Consider the following 17,690-nt stretch of genomic DNA (forward strand, 5'->3'; position numbering starts at 1 on the left):
TCTGTCTTGTCCCCGGGGCGGGCCGGGGACCTCGTGGGGCACCGGCTGTGCCGCCCACGGCGACAGACCTATACCCATGGGGGGTATCTTCAAGGGGGCCGGCGATCTTTGCGCGCGCCTCTCGACATCGACCGCCCGCGTCCCCTTATATCCCGGCATGCATGAAAACCGCGAAGCCGCGCTCAAGCGCCTGAAGCGCCTCGAAGGACAGGTCCGGGGGGTCACCCGGATGGTCGAGGACGACCGCTACTGCGTCGATATCCTGACGCAGATCGCCGCCGTCCGCGCCGCCCTCAAGGGGGTCGAGAAACTGCTGATCGACGATCACGCCGCCCATTGCATCGAGGATGCCCTCGCCTCCGGCGACCGGGAGGACCAGAGGGCGAAGTTCACCGAGCTTCTGGACCTTCTCGACAAGGCGCGCGGCTGACCGCATCGAGGGAACGGCTCGCGCCAGTTCCCGCCCCTGGAGCAGGGTTGCGCCACCCGCGCGCTTTCCTCGATTGGGGCCCAGATTAGGCCCAACGCCCGCGCGGCCTGCTGCGTGTCGCGGCGCCTAGATCAGCCGGGCCAGCACCTCAAGGGAGACGAGGCAGATCGCCGCCCCTGCAGCGATCTCGACGACGGGAAGGAGGCGCAGGGCGCCGGTCCCGCCCCCGAAGGAGCGCAGCGTGCTTTCGCGGACGAAGACGCTGGCGATGGCGACCGCCACCGTCACCGTCGCCGTCCCGAGGGCCATGGACAGGGTTCCGAGGATGCCCATAGGCAGAAGGTCCATGTAGGCGGACAGAACGAGCAGCAGGATCGCGCCGGAGCAGGGGCGGATCGCCACGCCGCCGACCAGCATCAGCATGTCGCGCAGACCGCCCGCCCGCTCGACCTCGTCGAGGGTCGGCGCGTGACGATGGCCGCAGCCGCAATGATCGTGGTCGTGACCGTGGTCGTGATGGTGGGCATGCCCGTGAGAGCATTCCTGCAGCGCCTCCCCGGCAGGGGCGCTGGTCTTCCAGAGCCGCCAGAGGGAGATCAGGCCGCGGATCACCAGCCACAGCCCGATGCCGGCCACGGCCAGGGTGCTCGCGGGGAGCATCAGGGTCTCTGCCGCGCCCGTGAGTTGCTGGCGGGTGAAGCCCACCAGCAGCAGCCCCACGAGCACCAGCAGGATCGCCGTCGCCGCCTGCCCCAGGGAGGAGATCACCGCGATCCCCGCAAGGCGAAGCAGCGCCACCCGCCGTCCCAACCCGTAGCCCCCGATAAGCAGCTTGCCATGGCCCGGGCCCACGGCATGGAAGAAGCCGTAGGCGAAGCAGATGCCGAGAAAGAGGGTGACCGCCCCGGGCTCGCCCGCGCGCAGCGCCCGCAGCGTTCCGGCAAGCGATGTCTGGAAATCGCGCTGCCAACCCGCGGCCCAGGCGGCCACCCGCATGTCGACGCCGCTGGCCAGCACCCAGACGAGCGCCGCCACCAGCACCGCTGCGGGTGCGATCAGGAGGGCGCGTCGCATGTCAGCCTGAAGCTGTCGGCGAAGAGGACGCCGATGTCGGGAATCTCGATCACTTCGAAGGGGTCCTCCCCCATGTCGATGGCGGCGAGCCTGTCGCCGTATTCCTGCTGCGCCGCATCGGTATCCGCCTCCGTGCGCGTCAGCTGGCAGTCGTCGCGGCCAATGACGCCGGGCTCGCCCGGAACCTCGTAGGCCACGAAATACGTCGGATCGTAGGAGCGCGCGACGATATCCGCCCCGGCGAGGGCAAGGGGTTCAGCAAGGCGGCGGGTGTGGGATGTCGTGATGCGATCACCCTCGAAGCTGGCGGCATGGTCCGTCGGACGGTCCAGGGTCACCTCGGCCCCGTCCCGCGTGACGCTGAAATCGCCCGGAAAGCCGGCCTCCCAGTCGACGTCCTGCCCGGCGAAGGCATCGAGGCGATCCTGCTCGGGCACCCCGTCGCCGTCGGCATCCAGATCGCTCTCCTCGATCATCAGCAGCGTGTAGAACTCGTCGTAGGTCCAGTCGATCCGCACGGCCACGAGCTGCCCCTCCTCGATGACGAGGTCGAAGCGGGTGTCGATGAAGATATGCGGATGCGCGGCCGCGCTTCCCGCCGCACCGGCGAGGATCACCAAGGAGAGCAGGAGGTCGCGTCTGGCCATGGGGCCATCTGTTATCCGCCCGCGCCCCGTCCCGCAAATGCATGCTCCGGGTGCGAGCGGAACGATGCCGGGGCCTGCCGCCGCGCGCGGCTGGCGAGCGCGCCTCCCGCGCCCTGCCCGGACGTGACGCGGGAGAGGGACCAGCCGGCCGCGAGGGGCGGCTGGTCCCGGCCTTGGCCGGCCCGCGCAGCCGGTAGCTGCAGCGGCCCTCTGCCTCACTCGGCGCAGGAGACGATCGCCTCGCCGATGGCGGTCAGGAACGCCGGGTAGAAGTCCGGGCCGAGCGCGATGTCGCTGCCAAGGGGGTCGATGGTGCCGGAATGCCCATCGGCGCCCTCGAGCACCGTCTCGACGAGGCCCTGATTGAACTGGGGCTCCGAGAAGACGCAGCTCACGCCCAGCTCTTCCACCGTCTCGCGGATCTCCGCCACGCGGGCCGGGCTCGGGTCGGAGGCGTCGCCGACCGAAATCGCGCCCGCCGCCGTCATGCCGAAGCTGGTCTCGAAATACTGGTAGGCGTCGTGGAAGACGACGAACTCAAGCCCCTGGACCGGAGCGAGCGAGGCGCGGACCTCCTCGGCAGCCGTCTCGATCTCTGCCCTGCCCTCTTCCGCGTTCGCCTCGTAGGTCGCGGCATTCTCGGGATCGGCTTCGGCCAGCGCCTCGGCGATCACGCCGAGCCAGACCTGCGCATTGTGCGGATCGAGCCAGGCGTGGGGATCCGCTCCGTCGTGGGAATGGTGGTGGCCTTCGTCCCCGTGCTCCACGTGGGCATCGGCATCCGCGTCCTCATGGGCGTGATCGTGATCGCCGTGCTCGTGGTCATGCTCGCCATGGTCATGATCCCCGTGGTCGTGGTCACCGTGGTCATGCTCGCCATGGTCATGATCCCCGTGGTCGTGGGCTTCGAAGGTCGCCCCCTGGCAGAAGGGCAGCGTTTCGGTGCCCGGCGCGTCGAGAAGCGCGATCACCTCCGCATCGCCGGCAAGGGTCTCGATCACCCCGCCCAGCCAGGGCTCGAGCTCCGGTCCGACCCAGAAGACGAGGTCCGACTCCTGCAGCGCACGCGCCTCGGACGGGCTGAGCGAATAGCCGTGGGGCGTGGCGCCCTGCCGCACGATAAGCGCGGGCTCCCCCAGCCCCTGCATGACCCGGGCGACGAGGCCGTGAACCGGGCCGATATCGGCCGAAACCTGCGGCACATCCGCCGCGGCGGGCATCGCGCAGGCCGAGGCGAGCAGGCTCGCGATGACTGTCTGGTGAAGGCGGTTGGGCATCTGTCTCTCCTTCTGGACGACCGTGTCGAAGCCATACATGATACAGTATAACGTATCAATACGAGACATGGGCAACCCCGAGGGTCGAAAATCCGATGAGCCGGCCGGACGGCGCACCTTGCCAGCGCGGTGCCCGCTTCGCCTATGCCCGTCGCGGGCAAGCGCCGGGCCTGAACGGCGCCTCGGTTTTCCGGGCTGGGAGCCCTGTTAGGCCGCTCCAAAGACGATTGGCTTTAGGAGAGGAGTGGTGCCCGGGGGCGGCGTCGGATCACGCCCTGAAGCCCTTGTAATTGTTGCTGTAGGTGTCCACCAATCACGCTGAAGCAATTCCAGTTAGATCAATGTGTTGGGTGTAAGGTGTCCACCACCGTTGAGCAGAAGGCATGATGCTGAACCATGCCGTAAGTAGCTAGTACTATCGGCCCAAAGCTGGCGTTCGGTGCTCTGGCCCGCCGCAGCCGTTCTCGGACGAGGCTTTGTGAGACCATCGGAGTCTCAGAACAACGGGATTGTGGGCACGAGATGCATTGCCCCGACTCACCGCAGCAGCTCCGCCAGCGGTATGAGCGTGACGAAGACCAGCGCATCGGCAGCGTTGCCTGCCAGTGTGCCCGTGTCGACCGTCAGGCAAGCGGGAGTGTGGAACAGACGTAGGGCGGGCAGCATGCGCGGCACCTCGCGGGCATAGTCCGCATAGCCGGCGAAGGCAGCGCGCAGGAAGCGTTCCTCGCGCGATGCGGTCAGGGACAGGATCACGAATGCCGCCCCTCCCATCACCGCCGCCAGCGTCACGCTTTCCAGCATCAGACCGAAGCCCGTCGCGCCGATGGTGGAGAACAGGTAGAGCGGGTGACGGCAGATCGAATACGGCCCCTCTCGCAGAAGGGTCCGGTTCTTGCGCCCACCGATGTAGAGGATGGCCCAGAAGCGGCCCAGCACCGCCAGCAGGATGGCCAGGATGCCTGCCGTTTCCAGCAGGTCCGCCGCACCGCCGGAGATCGCGGGACGGGTGAAGAGGGTCAGCGGAAGCAGGCCAAGGAAGGCCAGTCGCAGCGCGAGGATACGGATCTTCTGGTTGAACGGTCGGGCAATGGTCGCGGTCATGATGCCCCCCCTACGAGGCATAGCCGAGCCAGCCTTCCAGAGCCTCCCAGCTCTGGTCGATCGGCCATGCGGCGGTGTGGGGAAGGGAGATATGGCCATAGCGGAAGGAAATCTGCGCCTCGGCCACCTCCTCGTCCTGCCCGTGATCCGCCAGATATAGCGCCGAGGCGAGGCCGCTGCGGTCGGCGCCCGACATGCAATGGATCAGCACCGGCTTCGGTGCGTCGCGAAGCAGCGCGATCAAGGCGGCGGCCTGTGTGCGATCCAGCCCCTTGCTGGCTGACATCGCGAAATCGTAGTGGGCCAGGCCAAGGCTATTCGATGCCGCGACCTCCTCGTCGTACCAGGCCGTGCCCTCATGCGCGCCGCGCAGGTTGATGACGCTGCGGATGCCGCTGTCCTGCACCCATCCGCGCAGATCGGCAGCATCGGGCTGGGCCGAGCGATAGGCCTCGCCCACTACGACGGGGTGGAAATTGCCGCTGGCTTGAAGGTAGCCAAGGTACCCGCCCGGCACGGCAAGGCACAGAGAACAGGCGACGGCGGCGCGGCGCAGGAGGGGCTTCATTGTCGGGGTCCGTGTGATTGCCCGCCCCCTATCGCGCGCCAAGCTGACGCGAACCTGAATGGCTGGCGCGGCCCGGGCCGCAGGCTATGATCGGGGGATGCGGATCTTGCTGATCGAAGACGACGAAGGCCTTGGATCGGCCGTGCGCGACCAGATCGCGGCGGAGGGTCACGTGCCGGACTGGGCGATGGACCTCGCGGAGGCACGGGATCACCTGGCAACCATGCGCTACGATCTGCTGCTCCTGGACATGATGCTGCCCGACGGCGCGGGGCTGACGGTGCTGCGCGAGTTGCGGCGCGGGGGCGCGGCGGTGCCGGTCATCATCCTGACGGCGATGGACCGCATCACAGATCGGATCGACGGGCTGAACGCCGGGGCGGACGATTACCTCGTGAAGCCCTTCGACCTGACGGAGCTTTCAGCCCGCATTGGCGCGGTCGCGCGCCGCTATGCCGGGAACCCGAACCCGCACCTGCGCCTCGGACCCTTCGCCGTCGATCTGGCGCAACGCCGCATCGACGGACCGGGGGGGGCGGTGGATCTGAGCCAGCGCGAATGGATCGTTCTGGAGACGCTGCTTCAGAACCGCGGCAGCACCGTCGCGAAGTCCCGCATCGAGGATCGGCTCTACTCCTTCGACGCCGAGGTCGAGAGCAACACGATCGAGGTCTATGTCAGCCGCCTTCGCAAGAAGCTGGGCCGGGACAGCGTGGAGACGTTGCGCGGCCTCGGCTACCGGATCGCACGATGAGGGTGCGCAGCCTGCGCCGCGACCTGGTGCTCGGCCTGGGACTTGGGCTGACGGCGCTTTGGGTGCTGGCGATGCTGGGCGCGTCGGTGATCGTCCGCGAGGAGATGGGCGAGGTCTACGACAGTCTGCTGGAGGAGACCGCCGACCGCATCCTGCCGCTGGCCCTGCAGAGCGGCGCACAGGATCTTCCAGCCGAGGCGGAGGTGCTGCTGACCTGGGTGCTGCGCGACGCCGGCAGCATCGTCCGGCGCTCGGGAGACGCGGAGGATGCCGTCTTCGCCACCCCCGCGCCCGAGGGGTTCAGCACGATCGACGATCACCGCCACTTTGTCCGCACAGATGGGAGCCGCAGCCTCGACGTGGCCAGCCCGCTGGAAGAGCGGCGCGAGGCAGGGCGCGGCATCCTGCTGTCGTTGCTGGTTCCGGCGCTGGTGCTGCTGCCGCTGTCGCTTCTCGGCATCGCCTGGTTCACAGGCCGCAGCTTTCAAAGCGTCACCGCCCTTTCGGCCGAGGTGGCGGCCCGCGCGCCGGAGGATCTGCACCCCCTGACAACCCCTGACCTGAAGGCCGAAATGCTGCCGATCCGCGATGCCGTGAACCGGCTGATGGGGACTCTGGACACGGCGCTGGAAGCGGAGCGGGCGTTCTCGGCGAATGCCGCGCATGAACTGCGCACCCCCATCGCGGCCACATTGGCGCATGTCCAGCGCCTGCTGGCCGAGGCCGACGGCCCCCTGCGCGACCGTGCCGTCACGGTGGAGGCGGAACTGAAGCGCGTGGCCCGGCTGATGGAGAAGTTGCTGCAGCTGGCCCGGGCCGAGAACGTGCCCGGCCCCTCTCATGCCATCGATGCAGTGCCGATCCTGCGCATGGTTGCGGACGACCTGCGCTTGCCCCTGACCGGGCCAGAGGCCCTTCCGGTGCGGATGGACCCCGACGCACTGGCGATCCTCACGCGCAACCTCGCCGAGAACGCCGCCCGGCACGGCCACGAGCCCCGCATCACGCTGTCGGAGGCCGGCAGACTGACGGTGGTGAACGCCGGACCCATTGTCGCTCCGGAGCGGCTGCCCCTCCTCACACGTCGCTTCGAACGAGCCGGCGCGCGCAGTCAGGGCTCGGGTCTGGGGCTGGCCATCGTCGCCGCGATCTGCCGAAATCACGACCTGACGCTCCATCTCGCGTCCCCTGCACCCGGGCAGAGGGACGGGTTCGAAGCGCAGGTCGATCTGCTCGTCGCAAGCGCACGGGAGCGATCCTGACGAGGCGGGGACTATCGACAGAAAACGAAGGCCTGCTGTGCGAACCTTCCGAGCGCGACAGATCAGCCAGTCATTGCAAGTGAGGCGCCGCTTGGCGACCCTTTCGACCATAGGCTCCCGGCGCCATGCCGACGAGCCGCCTGAACGCAGTGCTGAAAGCGGCATCCGACTCGTATCCGAGAGAAACGGCAATTTGCGAGATCGTCTCGTCTCCGCTGAGCAGACGGTCACAGGCCAGCATCATGCGCCACTGCGTCAGGTATGCGATCGGCGCAGAGCCACAGACGGTCCGGAAGCGCTGCGCAAATCTCGACCGGGACATCCCGGCAATCTGTGCAAGGTGTGGCAGCGTCCACTTCGCCCCCGGATCACGGTGGATCGCGGCGATCGCCGGTCCGATCCGCTCATCACCTATAGCGAAGAGCCAACCGACGCCCCGGTCTCGCTCCTGCGACAGGTAGAGCCGGAGCGCCTGGACGAGAACAAGATGGGCCAGGTTTCGAACCACGAGCGACGCACCCGGGCCGACATCGACGAGCTCGCGTCTCATCCGATCCAGTGTCCACATCAACCCGACCCGGTCATCGCCGTCGCGAAGGGGGGCGATCACCTGCATGGAACCGAGCAGCAGGTCCGAATGCGCGCCGGTGAAGTCGAAGTGCCCGCCGAGCATCATCGTGTCGCCGCCCCCGTTCACTGTGGCGATGCCCCCGTTCCAACCCTCGTCGGGGAGCGACGAGATCGGCATGGCATCGACGGCCGACCCCCTCGACACGGTGAAGCCGCGCCCATGCGGCAGCAGGACGCAATCTCCCGCCGACAATTCTATCTGCTCGGGCTGGTCGTCGACCTGAAGCCATGCGGCTCCCGAAACGAGGGCGAAGCACTTCAGCCCGCTGTGCTTGCCGAACCTGATCCCCCAGTCGCCGCCGAAATCGAACCCACCGACGACCGAGGTGCGCGGCTTCATGAACGACAGGATATCGGAAAAGGGGTCGGCTGCCATGAGCGGGACGATCGCGAATATTATAGGGACGTCATCGCATAGCGCGTCCGATCACCGGTAGCTATCTCCGCATCACGGCAAGGGCCGCTTCCGATTGCCTACAAGGAGATTTCGATGATCAAGCTCGTGATGACTTTCAAGCGTCGAGCGGGGATGGACGTGCAGGCGTTCCGCGACTACCGGCGCGATGTCCACGCCCCTATCCTCCTGTCTATTCCAGAGGCCGAACTCATGCGCCGCCTCGTCGTATCCTATCCGGCAATCCCACCGGCCGGCGCAGAGGAACCGCGGTTCGACGCCATGGTCGAGGTCTGGTTCGATACGGCACACGACATGATCGCCATGTTTCAGTCGGACGGCTTCCGCACCAAGGTTGATCCCGACCATGCGAACTTCGTCGACCCGACGTCCTTTGAGCAAGTCGTGACGGAAGAGATCATCCTCGTCGAGTGACGGATCGATGACGCGTCTGGCTGACACCGCAGATGGCGAAGCCGACGACCTCCGCTTTCGGCACGCCGCGGCGCAGATTGGAGGGGCTAGGGAGGTCTGCGATAGCCGATCACGACAAACGCGGCCGTGCAGCGACTGGCGAAGCCTCCTAAGACCAGCGCAGTCATATTTGGCTCGGGGCGGACTTCCGGCATCGCGGCTTGCTATCCTGTGGCACCGATACGGTGCCGATGATGGGAGGAGCCAGGCGCACCGGAGAAATTGCCATGCCTGCCTCGACCCTTCCCGCAATCCGCACGTATCGGCCAGCCTGGAACAAGGGCCGCATCGTGGGCCCAAAACGCCTGCTCCTGCCAAAACACGTCTCGGCAATCCGCGTGCGGATCGAGCTCGCCGACCGTGCCGGTGATCTCGCCCTCTTCAATCTGGCAATCGACAGCAAACTGCGAGGCTGCGATCTCATCTATCTCCGGATCGCCGACGTCTTCGCGGCGGGTCAGGTGAAGGAGTGAGCCTCGGTCCTCCAATGCAAGGCCCGGCAACCGGTCCGCTTCGAGATCACCGATGGCCCGCGGAAGCTCCTCTTTGACTGGCTCGAAGATCTCGAACTGGTCGGCTCGGAACTTCAATGGCCGGGGCGGTTCCACGAGCGGCTCCACATCTCGACCCGCCAGTATGCTTGCCTCGTCCGAGGCTGGGTTACCTCAATCGGCCTGGAGCCGAGCTCATACGGTACCCCTTCTATGCGCCGGACCAAGTTGGCACAGATCTACCGCAAAGCCGGCACCCTTAGCGCCGTCCAGCTCCAACTCGGACATAGGAAGGGGAACAGCCCCGTCCGCTACCTCGTGGTCGAACCCGAAGACGCCGTGGCAATATCCGAAGAAGTCGAGATTCAATCTTCGGCCTCACACGGTACAGTCAGTGCCCTACACGTACCCAGGCGCTCTTGATCCAGAGGGGACCTCAGCGCGGAGTTGGGTGCCAGCCGTTTCCGGCCCTTAGCGGACCTTTGAGTAGCCTGCAGCGAACTGCGGTTTCGAGCCCATCCACGACAATCGCGCGAGCTACAGCACATGGCGTCAAGGGCGCAGACCGGACCTTCGCCGCTTGCTTAACGAACGTCCGGTCTGCGCCTCCTCGGCGGGGCATCAGCAGGCGGGGTCACCCCGACAAAGTCCTGGCCTACGCCTTCCGTCCGGAGTTTCCCCCGGATCAGATCCTTACCCTCGGATGAAGTGGAGCCGGTCAAACCCCCCGCGCCACGCGGCGACATCCGGTGCCAGCGTTTCGGGCTGCGATGATCGCAGGGCCCGGGCGATGAAGTTTGCCAGCTGCGCCATGTCATGGTCCGTCATGCCCCAGCGGCAGAGCTCTGGCGTGCCCAGGCGCAGGCCATTAAGGTCTCCGTCGACGGGCGCGACCGGCAGGCCGATGCCACAGGCAAGGAGGTTGGCTTTGCGCAGGTGTTTCGACGCGGCTTGCCCGCCCCCGAAGGCCGCGGCCTCGAGCGCAAACTGGTGCGAGCCGGTGTAGCCCTGCGAGGTTGCGAAGACCGGCATGCCCTCGGCCGCGAGAGCCTCGGCCAATGCCCGGGAGGTCGAGACCATCGCCTCGGCATAGGCGACACCGAACTCCCGCCAGTCCAGCAGCCCGATCGCGAGCGCGGCGGATTTCGCGACGTCGAAGTTCGCGGTCAGCCCGGGGAAGGCGATCTGCTCGAGCCGCTGCGCCAAGTCATCATCGTTGGTCACGATGAGGCCGCCTGCCGGACCACCGAGGCTCTTGTAGGTGCTCATGGTCATCAGGTGGGCGCCCTCAGCCAGCGGGTCCGCGAAGACGCCGCCCGCGATCATGCCGCATTGGTGGGCGGCGTCGAACAGGACCTTCGCGCCGACCTCGTCCGCGATGGCGCGGATCTCGCGGATCGGATGCGGGAAGAGGTTCAGGCTCATCCCGATGGTGATGAGCTTGGGCCGGACCTCAAGGGCAAGGTCGCGCAGCCGGTCGAGGTCGACGGTGTAGCCGTCGGCATTCACCGGCGCGGCATGCGTCTTGAGGTGGTAAAGGCCGGCGCAGCCGGCGCCGTGATGCGTCACGTGCCCGCCGATGCTGGCCGGCGGCGCGATAATCGCATTGCCCGGCGCGCAGGTGGCCATGAAGGCGTAGAGGTTGGCGAGCGCACCGGAGGCCACACGGATCTCGGCGTGCCGGGCGTGGAAGATCTCGGCCGCGAGCTGTGCGGCGATCACCTCGATTTCCTCGATCGCCTCGAGCCCCATCTCGTACTTGTCTCCGGGGTAACCGAGCGATGGTCGCGATCCGAGCCCACTGGCGAGGATCGCCTCGGCCCGGGGGTTCATGACGTTGGTCGCGGGATTGAGGTTGAAGCATTCGCGCTCGTGGATGGCGCGGTTGCGTTCTGCGAGCGCAACGACACGCGCTTCGAGCCGATCCGACGGGGCGCGCCCGGTCTCTGCACTGATCTCGGCAATGCGGTTGGCAACGGTTTCGGGCAGCCAGGGGCGAAGGTCTTGAATGGTCATCTGAGGTCTCCAATCCGGTTGACGCAATCCTCGGCAGATCCCGGCTTTCCGGCAACGCAGATTTCAGGAATAATAGGCTTAGAAAAAATGAGCATGATATGTCTGTTGCGCCGCCCTTTCCCCGCCTCCCGTCGCTCAATGCCCTGAGGGCCTTCGAGGCGTCCGCCAGGCTCGGTGGCTTCGCCCTCGCCGCTGAGGAACTGCGGGTCACGCCCGGCGCCGTGGCGGCGCAGATCAAAAACCTCGAGAGCGAGGTCGGAGCCCCGCTCTTCAAGCGGAATGCCCAGGGCGTGCAGCTGACCGAGATCGGGGCGCGGGCGCTGCCGGGCTTCGTCGAGGCATTCGACCGACTGGGGGAGGCCGTGCAGGCGCTGCGGCAGGACGCGGCGCCGAAGCGCATTCACATTGCCACCCTGCCGGCGCTCGCGCAGCTGTGGCTGGCGCCACGCCTCCCTGCCCTGCGCACGGCGATGCCGGGTGTCGAGCTCTCCGTCACCGCCGTCGAAACGCCACCGAACCTGAAGCGCGTCCCCTTCGACATTTCCCTGTTCTACGTCGATGATCGTCGTGACATGAGCGGACGCATCACCGACGACGAGATCCTTCCGGTATGCGCCCCCGACCTGGCCCCGATGATGCGGACGCCCGATGATCTGCGGACGATGACCTGCCTGACAGACGCCATATGGGCCGACGACTGGACAACGTGGGCGGCCTCGGCGCTGTCCGGGCAGGCCTTCGCCCCTCGCGGACCGGTCTTTTCTCTCTACGCGGTCGCTGTCGAGGAGGCGCTGAACGGCGCGGGTGTCCTGATTGCGCGGCGGGCGCTGGTGGCCAGGCACCTCGAGGCCGGGACCCTTGTCGCCCCGCTCGGGGCAGGCGTCAGGGCCCCCGAGGCGATCAGCGCCTGGGCCTTGCCGGGCCTGGATTTGACCCGCCACCGGGAGCTGCTGAAAACGCTGCGCGATCTGCGTTGAACGGAAGTGGGCCAGGCGAGTAAGAAGCGGTCAATCGTTTGGCCGGCTTGGAATGTCGGCTATGGGCCTTTCGGGCGGCTATTACCTCGAGTGCGAATGTCAGGATCGTCCGCAGAGCCGACCTTTCACCTGAGCGCAGCGAACGACCGCTCTCCGCCCTCAAGCGACCATGGTGGTCGCCGCCGGTACCGCCCGCTCGCCGAATAGCCGCAGTCTCCGTGCTACGCGCAGACCGGCGTATGGCGACCCGGTAGAAACATCGTCGCGCACGCTGAGGCCTGAAGAACGTTTAACCGTCCGAGATCCAGACAGAGTAGGGCCGGCCATTCATGAAGCTTAGTACCAGAGGTGGATTTTGGAGCCCTTCGTCAGCTCGGAGGGCATTACGCGCGCAGGCATGCGTAAGAAGGGCGGCATTTGCTTTCGTCACGAAGCGAACAGTGCGTCGAAATCCTTAAAACCCTTGATCTCGATCGGGTTGCCAGAGGGATCGAAGAAGAACATCGTCCGCTGCTCCCCCGGCTGGCCTTCGAAGCGGACGACCGGCGGGATGTCGAAGGCCACGCCCGCCTTCTGCAGCCGGTCCGCCAGGGCCAGCCAGTCCTCCAGCCGCAGGACGGCGCCGATATGCGGCATCATCACCATGTGATCGCCGACCTTCCCGGTCCGCGTCGTCGCGAAAGGCGTGCCGAGGTGCAGCGACAGCTGGTGCGAGAAGAAGTCGAAATCGACCCATGTCTCGGCAGAGCGGCCCTCGCGGCAGCCCAGGACGCCGCCGTAGAAGGCGCGCGCCTCGTCCAGATCGGTGACATGGATGGCGAGGTGGAAGAGGGATTGCATGGGAGCCTCTGGCTAGGTTGTTTGCAGGATGTCGTACGGCGCCCGAGACGGTCGGGACGTCCACTTCAGGGAGGCTAAGAGGCGCAGAGGCGCTGTTGCCTCATTCCGGACTGTGGTCCCGAGGCGTCCACTGTCGCCCATGCTGTCAGCCCCGCGGCTCCATGGCGTCGCGCAGCCCCTCGCCGACGAAGTTCACCGCCAGCACCGTGAAGAAGATGCACAGGCCCGGCGGGATCGCGAGCCATGGCGCGATGGCAAGCCAGCCACTGGCCGAGTTCAGGATGTTCCCCCATGTCGGCACCGGCGGCAGGATGCCGAAGCCAAGAAAGGACAGCGCCGATTCCAGCATGATCGAGCTGCCGACCGCCAGCGTCGCGGCCACCGTGATCGGCCCCAGCGCATTGGGCAGGATGTGGCGAACGATCAGCCGCGGCCCCCCTGCCCCGAGCGCCCGCGCTGCCTCGACATACTCGCGCTCGCGCAGGGCGAGGAACTGCGACCGGACGAGGCGCGCGGTGCCCATCCAGATCAACCCGCCGACGATCACCACCAGCAGCACCGGGCTGGGCCGGAACAGGGTCGAAAGCAGCAGCACCAGCGGCAGCGTCGGGATCGAGAGCATCACGTCGGTGAACCGCATCAGCAGCATGTCCCAGACCCCGCGGTAGAAGCCGGCGAGAGAGCCGATTAGGGTTCCGACGAGGGTCGAGATCACCGCCCCCAGCAGCCCCACCCCCAGCGAGACACGCCCGCCGTAGATCAGCCGGGTCATCGCGTCCCGCCCCAGCTCGTCCGTTCCCAGCCAATGGGCCGCCGAGGGCGCACCGGGCATGCCGATCAGGGCAAAATCCTGCTGGTCGTAGGCATAGGGCGACAGCCACGGCCCGACGATGACGATCAGCGTCATGAGGGTCAGCACCACCAGCCCCATCAATGCCAAACGGTGCCGGGCAAAGCGCGTGGCCATCTGCCGCAGCGGCCTTCGGCTTTGCTGCGGCGGCGTTTCGAGAGTTTCTGTTGTCAGGTCAACCATGACGGATCCGCGGGTCGAGCGTGGCATAGACGATGTCGGCGATGATGTTGGCGGCGACGACCCCGACCGAGCCCATCATCATAAGCCCCATCAGCATCGGGTAGTCGCGCCCGTTCATGCTTTCGACAAACAGCCGGCCGATGCCGGGCCAGGCGAAAACCGTCTCGGTGATGACGGCCCCCGAGATGATGGTGACGAAGTCGATGGCGATCACCGTCACCGCCGGGATCATCGCGTTGCGCAGCGCGTGGCGCAGGATCACGCTACCCTCGCGCCGGCCCTTGGCATAGGCGGTGCGGATGTAATCCTGGCTCAGCACGTCGACCATGCCAGAGCGGATGTAGCGGCTCCAGCTGGCGATGGTGGCCAGTGACAGGACGGTGACGGGCAGGATCAGGTGCAGCAGCCGGTCCGAGACAGAGCCGTCGCCGATGGACTTCATCCCCGCCGAGGGCAGCCAGCCCAGCCAGACGCTGAACACCAGTTGAAGCAGAAGGGCCGACCAGAACACCGGCAGCGAGATGCCGGCAAAGGCGGCAAGTGTGACGGTGCTGTCCGTGCGGCTGCCGCGGCGCGCGGCGCTGATGATGCCCAGCGGCACGGCAACGAGGAAGGACAGCAGCATCGAGATGCCGCCAAGCTGCATCGTCGGGCCGAGCCGGGTCAGGATCTCGTCCAGGACGGGACGGCCCGTGCGGATCGACAGACCCCAGTCCCCCACCAGCATGGAGCGCAGCCAGAGCACGTATTGCACCGGCACGGGCCGGTCGAGGCCGAAGGCCTCGCGGATCTGCTCCAGCGCCTCGGGCGAGACGGAGGGATTGTCGGCATAGACGTCGAGCGGCCCGCCGGGCGCGAGGTGGATGATGGTGAACAGCACCAGCGAGATCCCGAAGAGCAAGGGAATCGCGCCGAGGATGCGCCGGATGAGGAAGCTGAAGCTCACGTGGTTGAAGTCCCTGCGGCAGGAGCGGAAGGGCCGGCCGCGGAGGGATCCGCGACCGGCGTATCGGAGATCACTCCTCGAGGTACCAGTCGGCCGTGTTGACGAAGTTGGTCATGTTCGTCGGGTTCGGCACGAAGTTCTTCAGCGCGGTCGTCTTGGTGATCAGCGCCACGTTGGTCGTGAGCGGGATCGAGGGCAGGTCCTCGGCGATCATGTGCTGCATGGTCGAGGAAGCCTCCTGCCGGATCTCGGGATCGAGGCTGCTTTCCAGCGTGGCCAGGACCTCGTCGAGCGCGGGGTCGGAGTAGTCCTGCCCGTTGTTGGCCCCGCCGGTGCCGTAGAAGACCGAGTATACCGGATCGGCCGAGGTGATCCAGCGCCCGTAGATCATGTCGTAATCGCCCGAGTAGCGCGCCTCGCGGTAGGCGACGCCGGCACGATTGTCGGGGACCAGCTCGATCCCGATCTCCTTGAGTTGCGCCATCAGGATTTGCTGGATGTTCTCGTCATCCGCGTTCCCCGCCGTCACGACGAACTCGAAGGACATCCGCTCGCCATCCTTGGTGCGGATGCCGTCATCGCCCATCTCGTAGCCGGCCTCGTCGAGAAGCTGGTTGGCCATGTCGACGTCGTAGGCCAGCTCGGGCGTGGTGTCGTCGTACATCGAGAAGACCGGCACGACGATCGACTTGATCGCCTCGGGGAAGCCGCCCTGCGCGCGGATCAGCACCTCGCGGTCGATGGCATGGGCCACCGCCTGGCGCACGGCCAGATCGTCCAGCATCGCGTTGCGGAAGTTGAAGTCGAGGTGCTGCCAAGAGAGCAGCGGCCCGACGACCAGCTCAAGCCCGTCCATCGCCTCGATCTGCGCGGCCTGATTGTAGGGCGTCTTCACCACGAGATCGAGCTCGCCCGAGCGCAGCTGCGTCATGACGGTGTTGGAGTCAGGGACGATGTGGAACACGATCCGGTCGAGATAGGGCAGCTGGGTGCCGTCCTCGGCGGTGCGCCAGTAGTCGGGGTTGCGCTCGGCCACGACATACTGGCCGCGCTCGAACTCGGTGGCCATGAAGGGGCCGGTGCCGATCGGCAGTTCGTTGTACTCGGCGGTGTTCAGGTCGACGCCCTCGAGAACATGCTTGGGCATCACGCCGAAGGTGAAGAGGGTCGAGGCGAAGTCCGGCGCGACCGTGTTGTAGTGCACGATGACGGTATGATCGTCCGGCGTCTCGATGCTGTCGATGGTCTCGGTGCCGGACTTGGATTCGGCGATGAAGGCCGGATCCTTGACCGCTTCCCAGGTGAAGGCGACGTCGGCAGAGGTGAAGGGCTCACCGTCGTGCCAAGTCACGCCCTCGCGCAGGTGGTAGGTGATGGTCATGGTCTCGCCGTCCTCGGACAGCTCGATCCCGCCGTTGTCCAGCGTCGGCACCTCGGTCGCGAGTACGGGGACGTAGTTGGCGTCTTTGTCGGGGGCCAGCAGCCCTTCGACGATGGTCGCCTGCGCATCGCCCAGATAGCCCGTCGAATAGACGTTCATCGTGTCGATCTCGTAGGTCAGGCCGACATCGAGGGTGCCGCCGCTTTGCTGGGCCGCGGCCCAGCCGGTGGAAAGCACCGTCAGGGCGGCGCCCGCGACGGTGGCCCGGAACATGCCGCGGCGTGTGAATCTGGTCATCGTATTCTGTCTCCTGGTTGGACTGGATCCGCCGGGGTTCTGCGCCCCGATCGAAGAAAAGCGCGCGGTCAGTATCCCGCCGCGCGGTCGACGGTGTTCCGCATCGGCTCTCCGGCCTGATGGAGCCGGATGTTGGCCGCCATCTCCGCGACGGCCGGCCCGGGATGGGTCGGCGCCGCGACATGCGGAGAGACGAGGATGCGGGGGTGGTGCCAGAGCGGGCTTTCGCCCGGCAGCGGCTCTGTCCGGAAGACGTCGAGCGCGGCGCAGGACAGGCGTCCCTCGTCCAGCGCCGCGATCAGGTCGGCCTCGACGACATGGGCGCCGCGGGCGCCATTGACGAAAAGGGCGCCTTTGGCGAGGCGCGTCAGCAGCGCCGCGTCGATCAGGTCGCGGGTCTCGGCTGTCAGGGGCAGCAGGTTGACCAGCACCTCGGCGCCCGTCACCGCCGCACCCAGATCCTCGGCGCCAAAGGCGCGGCAGCCCTTGATGTCCCTGCCCGACCGGCTCCAGACGCGGGTCTCGAAGCCCAGGGCGGCGAGGGTCTCTGCCGCCCGTCCGCCCAGCGCGCCGGCGCCCAGAACCGTGACGACACGGTCCCGCGCGAGCTTCTCCTTCTCGGGCACCCACTCCGCCCGGGGCTGAACCCGCAGGTAGTGCAGGATGTTGCGGTGCCAGGCAAAGACCTGCGCCAGCACCCATTCCGTCATTCCCTCGGCCAGGCCGTCGTCGACCATCCGCACGATCGGCATCCCCTCGGGCACCTCGCCCGAGGCCAGAAGATGCTCGACCCCCGCGTTCAGCGAGAGGACGACCTCGACGCCGGGGACCGAGGCGATGGTGCCCGGATCGGGGCGGCCGACGACGATGTAGGGACAGGGCGCGGCGCCAAGCGCGGCCTGATCGGTAATAACCTCGGCCTCAGGAAGCTCGGCCTCGAAGAGCCGGGCAAGACCGGCGCGGTCGCCCTTGGATGCGATGAAGATGCGTATCATGGGTCTCACGCTATTGGCTGGGAGGGGTCGGACAACGCTTCAAAAACTTGGCTATGCATTGCGCTGAACTCATGCATGCAGGGCCGGCGGCACGGGCGCG

General features: G+C 66.9%; 17 protein-coding genes and 1 pseudogene. 6 read left to right on the top strand and 12 right to left on the bottom strand.

Features of this window, described 5'->3' with window-relative positions:
* Positions 1 to 76: 76 nt before the first annotated feature.
* Positions 77 to 430: a metal-sensitive transcriptional regulator gene (locus DFP88_RS13025; protein ID WP_342767729.1), complete on the top strand. Its 354-nt coding sequence runs from the start codon at positions 77 to 79 to the stop codon at positions 428 to 430.
* A gap of 126 nt (positions 431 to 556) precedes the next feature.
* Here the strand turns inward: DFP88_RS13025 and DFP88_RS13030 are convergent, their stop codons facing one another.
* The 5 genes from DFP88_RS13030 to DFP88_RS13050 form a co-directional block, all read right to left on the bottom strand.
* Positions 557 to 1,504 (bottom strand): nickel/cobalt transporter, encoded by a 948-nt coding sequence (locus DFP88_RS13030; RefSeq protein ID WP_110815130.1) that lies wholly within the window; start codon positions 1,502 to 1,504, stop codon positions 557 to 559.
* Complete coding sequence (locus tag DFP88_RS13035) at positions 1,486 to 2,151, bottom strand: DUF1007 family protein (RefSeq protein WP_110815131.1); 666 nt, start codon at positions 2,149 to 2,151, stop codon at positions 1,486 to 1,488. Before DFP88_RS13035 ends, DFP88_RS13030 begins: the two co-directional genes overlap by 19 nt.
* 215 nt (positions 2,152 to 2,366) lie before the next feature.
* Complete coding sequence (locus DFP88_RS13040) at positions 2,367 to 3,428, bottom strand: zinc ABC transporter substrate-binding protein (RefSeq protein ID WP_110815132.1); 1,062 nt, start codon at positions 3,426 to 3,428, stop codon at positions 2,367 to 2,369.
* Between the two features lie 537 nt (positions 3,429 to 3,965).
* The gene (locus DFP88_RS13045; protein WP_110815133.1) at positions 3,966 to 4,532 is read right to left on the bottom strand and encodes a methyltransferase family protein; all 567 of its coding nucleotides are present in this window, start codon (positions 4,530 to 4,532) and stop codon (positions 3,966 to 3,968) included.
* Between the two features lie 10 nt (positions 4,533 to 4,542).
* Positions 4,543 to 5,100 (bottom strand): dual specificity protein phosphatase family protein, encoded by a 558-nt coding sequence (locus DFP88_RS13050; protein ID WP_110815134.1) that lies wholly within the window; start codon positions 5,098 to 5,100, stop codon positions 4,543 to 4,545.
* 97 nt (positions 5,101 to 5,197) lie between these two features.
* Here DFP88_RS13050 and DFP88_RS13055 point away from each other — a divergent pair, with 97 nt between their 5' ends.
* Together DFP88_RS13055 and DFP88_RS13060 are read left to right on the top strand one after the other, a co-directional pair.
* Positions 5,198 to 5,854 (top strand): response regulator, encoded by a 657-nt coding sequence (locus tag DFP88_RS13055; protein WP_110815135.1) that lies wholly within the window; start codon positions 5,198 to 5,200, stop codon positions 5,852 to 5,854.
* On the top strand, positions 5,851 to 7,116 hold the full coding sequence (locus tag DFP88_RS13060) for a sensor histidine kinase (RefSeq protein WP_110815136.1): 1,266 nt from the start codon (positions 5,851 to 5,853) through the stop codon (positions 7,114 to 7,116). The genes DFP88_RS13055 and DFP88_RS13060 overlap by 4 nt, the downstream gene beginning before the upstream one ends.
* A 70-nt stretch (positions 7,117 to 7,186) precedes the next feature.
* On the opposite strand, the gene DFP88_RS13065 is transcribed toward DFP88_RS13060, so the two are convergent.
* The gene (locus tag DFP88_RS13065; RefSeq protein WP_110815137.1) at positions 7,187 to 8,122 is read right to left on the bottom strand and encodes an AraC family transcriptional regulator; all 936 of its coding nucleotides are present in this window, start codon (positions 8,120 to 8,122) and stop codon (positions 7,187 to 7,189) included.
* A 114-nt stretch (positions 8,123 to 8,236) separates the two neighbouring features.
* Between DFP88_RS13065 and DFP88_RS13070 the strand changes: the two genes are divergently transcribed.
* Both DFP88_RS13070 and DFP88_RS13075 read left to right on the top strand, forming a co-directional pair.
* Positions 8,237 to 8,575 carry an EthD domain-containing protein gene (locus DFP88_RS13070; RefSeq protein WP_110815138.1) on the top strand — a complete coding sequence of 113 codons (339 nt, stop codon included), beginning with the start codon at positions 8,237 to 8,239 and terminating at the stop codon, positions 8,573 to 8,575.
* Positions 8,576 to 8,841: 266 nt separating this feature from the next.
* Positions 8,842 to 9,528: pseudogene (locus tag DFP88_RS13075) on the top strand (tyrosine-type recombinase/integrase).
* A 270-nt stretch (positions 9,529 to 9,798) separates the two neighbouring features.
* Here DFP88_RS13075 and DFP88_RS13080 read toward each other — a convergent pair.
* Positions 9,799 to 11,121, bottom strand: coding sequence for a serine hydroxymethyltransferase (locus DFP88_RS13080; protein WP_110815139.1), 1,323 nt, complete (start codon positions 11,119 to 11,121; stop codon positions 9,799 to 9,801).
* Between the two features lie 98 nt (positions 11,122 to 11,219).
* Between DFP88_RS13080 and DFP88_RS13085 the strand changes: the two genes are divergently transcribed.
* On the top strand, positions 11,220 to 12,098 hold the full coding sequence (locus DFP88_RS13085; RefSeq protein WP_110815140.1) for a LysR family transcriptional regulator: 879 nt from the start codon (positions 11,220 to 11,222) through the stop codon (positions 12,096 to 12,098).
* Between the two features lie 426 nt (positions 12,099 to 12,524).
* On the opposite strand, the gene DFP88_RS13090 is transcribed toward DFP88_RS13085, so the two are convergent.
* The 5 genes from DFP88_RS13090 to DFP88_RS13110 form a co-directional block, all read right to left on the bottom strand.
* Positions 12,525 to 12,938, bottom strand: a complete 414-nt coding sequence (locus tag DFP88_RS13090; RefSeq protein WP_110815141.1) for a VOC family protein — start codon at positions 12,936 to 12,938, stop codon at positions 12,525 to 12,527.
* Positions 12,939 to 13,083: 145 nt separating this feature from the next.
* A complete protein-coding gene (locus DFP88_RS13095) occupies positions 13,084 to 13,971 on the bottom strand; it encodes an ABC transporter permease (protein WP_110815142.1) in 888 nt (295 codons plus the stop codon).
* Positions 13,964 to 14,917, bottom strand: a complete 954-nt coding sequence (locus DFP88_RS13100; protein WP_110815143.1) for an ABC transporter permease — start codon at positions 14,915 to 14,917, stop codon at positions 13,964 to 13,966. The genes DFP88_RS13095 and DFP88_RS13100 overlap by 8 nt, the downstream gene beginning before the upstream one ends.
* A 70-nt stretch (positions 14,918 to 14,987) precedes the next feature.
* Positions 14,988 to 16,595: an ABC transporter substrate-binding protein gene (locus tag DFP88_RS13105; RefSeq protein WP_110815144.1), complete on the bottom strand. Its 1,608-nt coding sequence runs from the start codon at positions 16,593 to 16,595 to the stop codon at positions 14,988 to 14,990.
* Positions 16,596 to 16,663: 68 nt separating this feature from the next.
* The gene (locus DFP88_RS13110; protein WP_110815145.1) at positions 16,664 to 17,590 is read right to left on the bottom strand and encodes a 2-hydroxyacid dehydrogenase; all 927 of its coding nucleotides are present in this window, start codon (positions 17,588 to 17,590) and stop codon (positions 16,664 to 16,666) included.
* Positions 17,591 to 17,690: the final 100 nt, after the last annotated feature.

It is taken from the genome of Pseudoroseicyclus aestuarii, from assembly GCF_003217255.1.
In the GTDB taxonomy this organism is placed as follows: domain Bacteria; phylum Pseudomonadota; class Alphaproteobacteria; order Rhodobacterales; family Rhodobacteraceae; genus Pseudoroseicyclus; species Pseudoroseicyclus aestuarii.

Coding starts and splice junctions, on each gene's coding strand:
- DFP88_RS13025 (WP_342767729.1), top strand. CDS start 77: ATGGGGGGTATCTTCAAGGGGGCCGGCGATCTTTGCGCGCGCCTCTCG.
- DFP88_RS13030 (WP_110815130.1), bottom strand. CDS start 1,504: ATGCGACGCGCCCTCCTGATCGCACCCGCAGCGGTGCTGGTGGCGGCG.
- DFP88_RS13035 (WP_110815131.1), bottom strand. CDS start 2,151: ATGGCCAGACGCGACCTCCTGCTCTCCTTGGTGATCCTCGCCGGTGCG.
- DFP88_RS13040 (WP_110815132.1), bottom strand. CDS start 3,428: ATGCCCAACCGCCTTCACCAGACAGTCATCGCGAGCCTGCTCGCCTCG.
- DFP88_RS13045 (WP_110815133.1), bottom strand. CDS start 4,532: ATGACCGCGACCATTGCCCGACCGTTCAACCAGAAGATCCGTATCCTC.
- DFP88_RS13050 (WP_110815134.1), bottom strand. CDS start 5,100: ATGAAGCCCCTCCTGCGCCGCGCCGCCGTCGCCTGTTCTCTGTGCCTT.
- DFP88_RS13055 (WP_110815135.1), top strand. CDS start 5,198: ATGCGGATCTTGCTGATCGAAGACGACGAAGGCCTTGGATCGGCCGTG.
- DFP88_RS13060 (WP_110815136.1), top strand. CDS start 5,851: ATGAGGGTGCGCAGCCTGCGCCGCGACCTGGTGCTCGGCCTGGGACTT.
- DFP88_RS13065 (WP_110815137.1), bottom strand. CDS start 8,122: ATGGCAGCCGACCCCTTTTCCGATATCCTGTCGTTCATGAAGCCGCGC.
- DFP88_RS13070 (WP_110815138.1), top strand. CDS start 8,237: ATGATCAAGCTCGTGATGACTTTCAAGCGTCGAGCGGGGATGGACGTG.
- DFP88_RS13080 (WP_110815139.1), bottom strand. CDS start 11,121: ATGACCATTCAAGACCTTCGCCCCTGGCTGCCCGAAACCGTTGCCAAC.
- DFP88_RS13085 (WP_110815140.1), top strand. CDS start 11,220: ATGTCTGTTGCGCCGCCCTTTCCCCGCCTCCCGTCGCTCAATGCCCTG.
- DFP88_RS13090 (WP_110815141.1), bottom strand. CDS start 12,938: ATGCAATCCCTCTTCCACCTCGCCATCCATGTCACCGATCTGGACGAG.
- DFP88_RS13095 (WP_110815142.1), bottom strand. CDS start 13,971: ATGGTTGACCTGACAACAGAAACTCTCGAAACGCCGCCGCAGCAAAGC.
- DFP88_RS13105 (WP_110815144.1), bottom strand. CDS start 16,595: ATGACCAGATTCACACGCCGCGGCATGTTCCGGGCCACCGTCGCGGGC.
- DFP88_RS13110 (WP_110815145.1), bottom strand. CDS start 17,590: ATGATACGCATCTTCATCGCATCCAAGGGCGACCGCGCCGGTCTTGCC.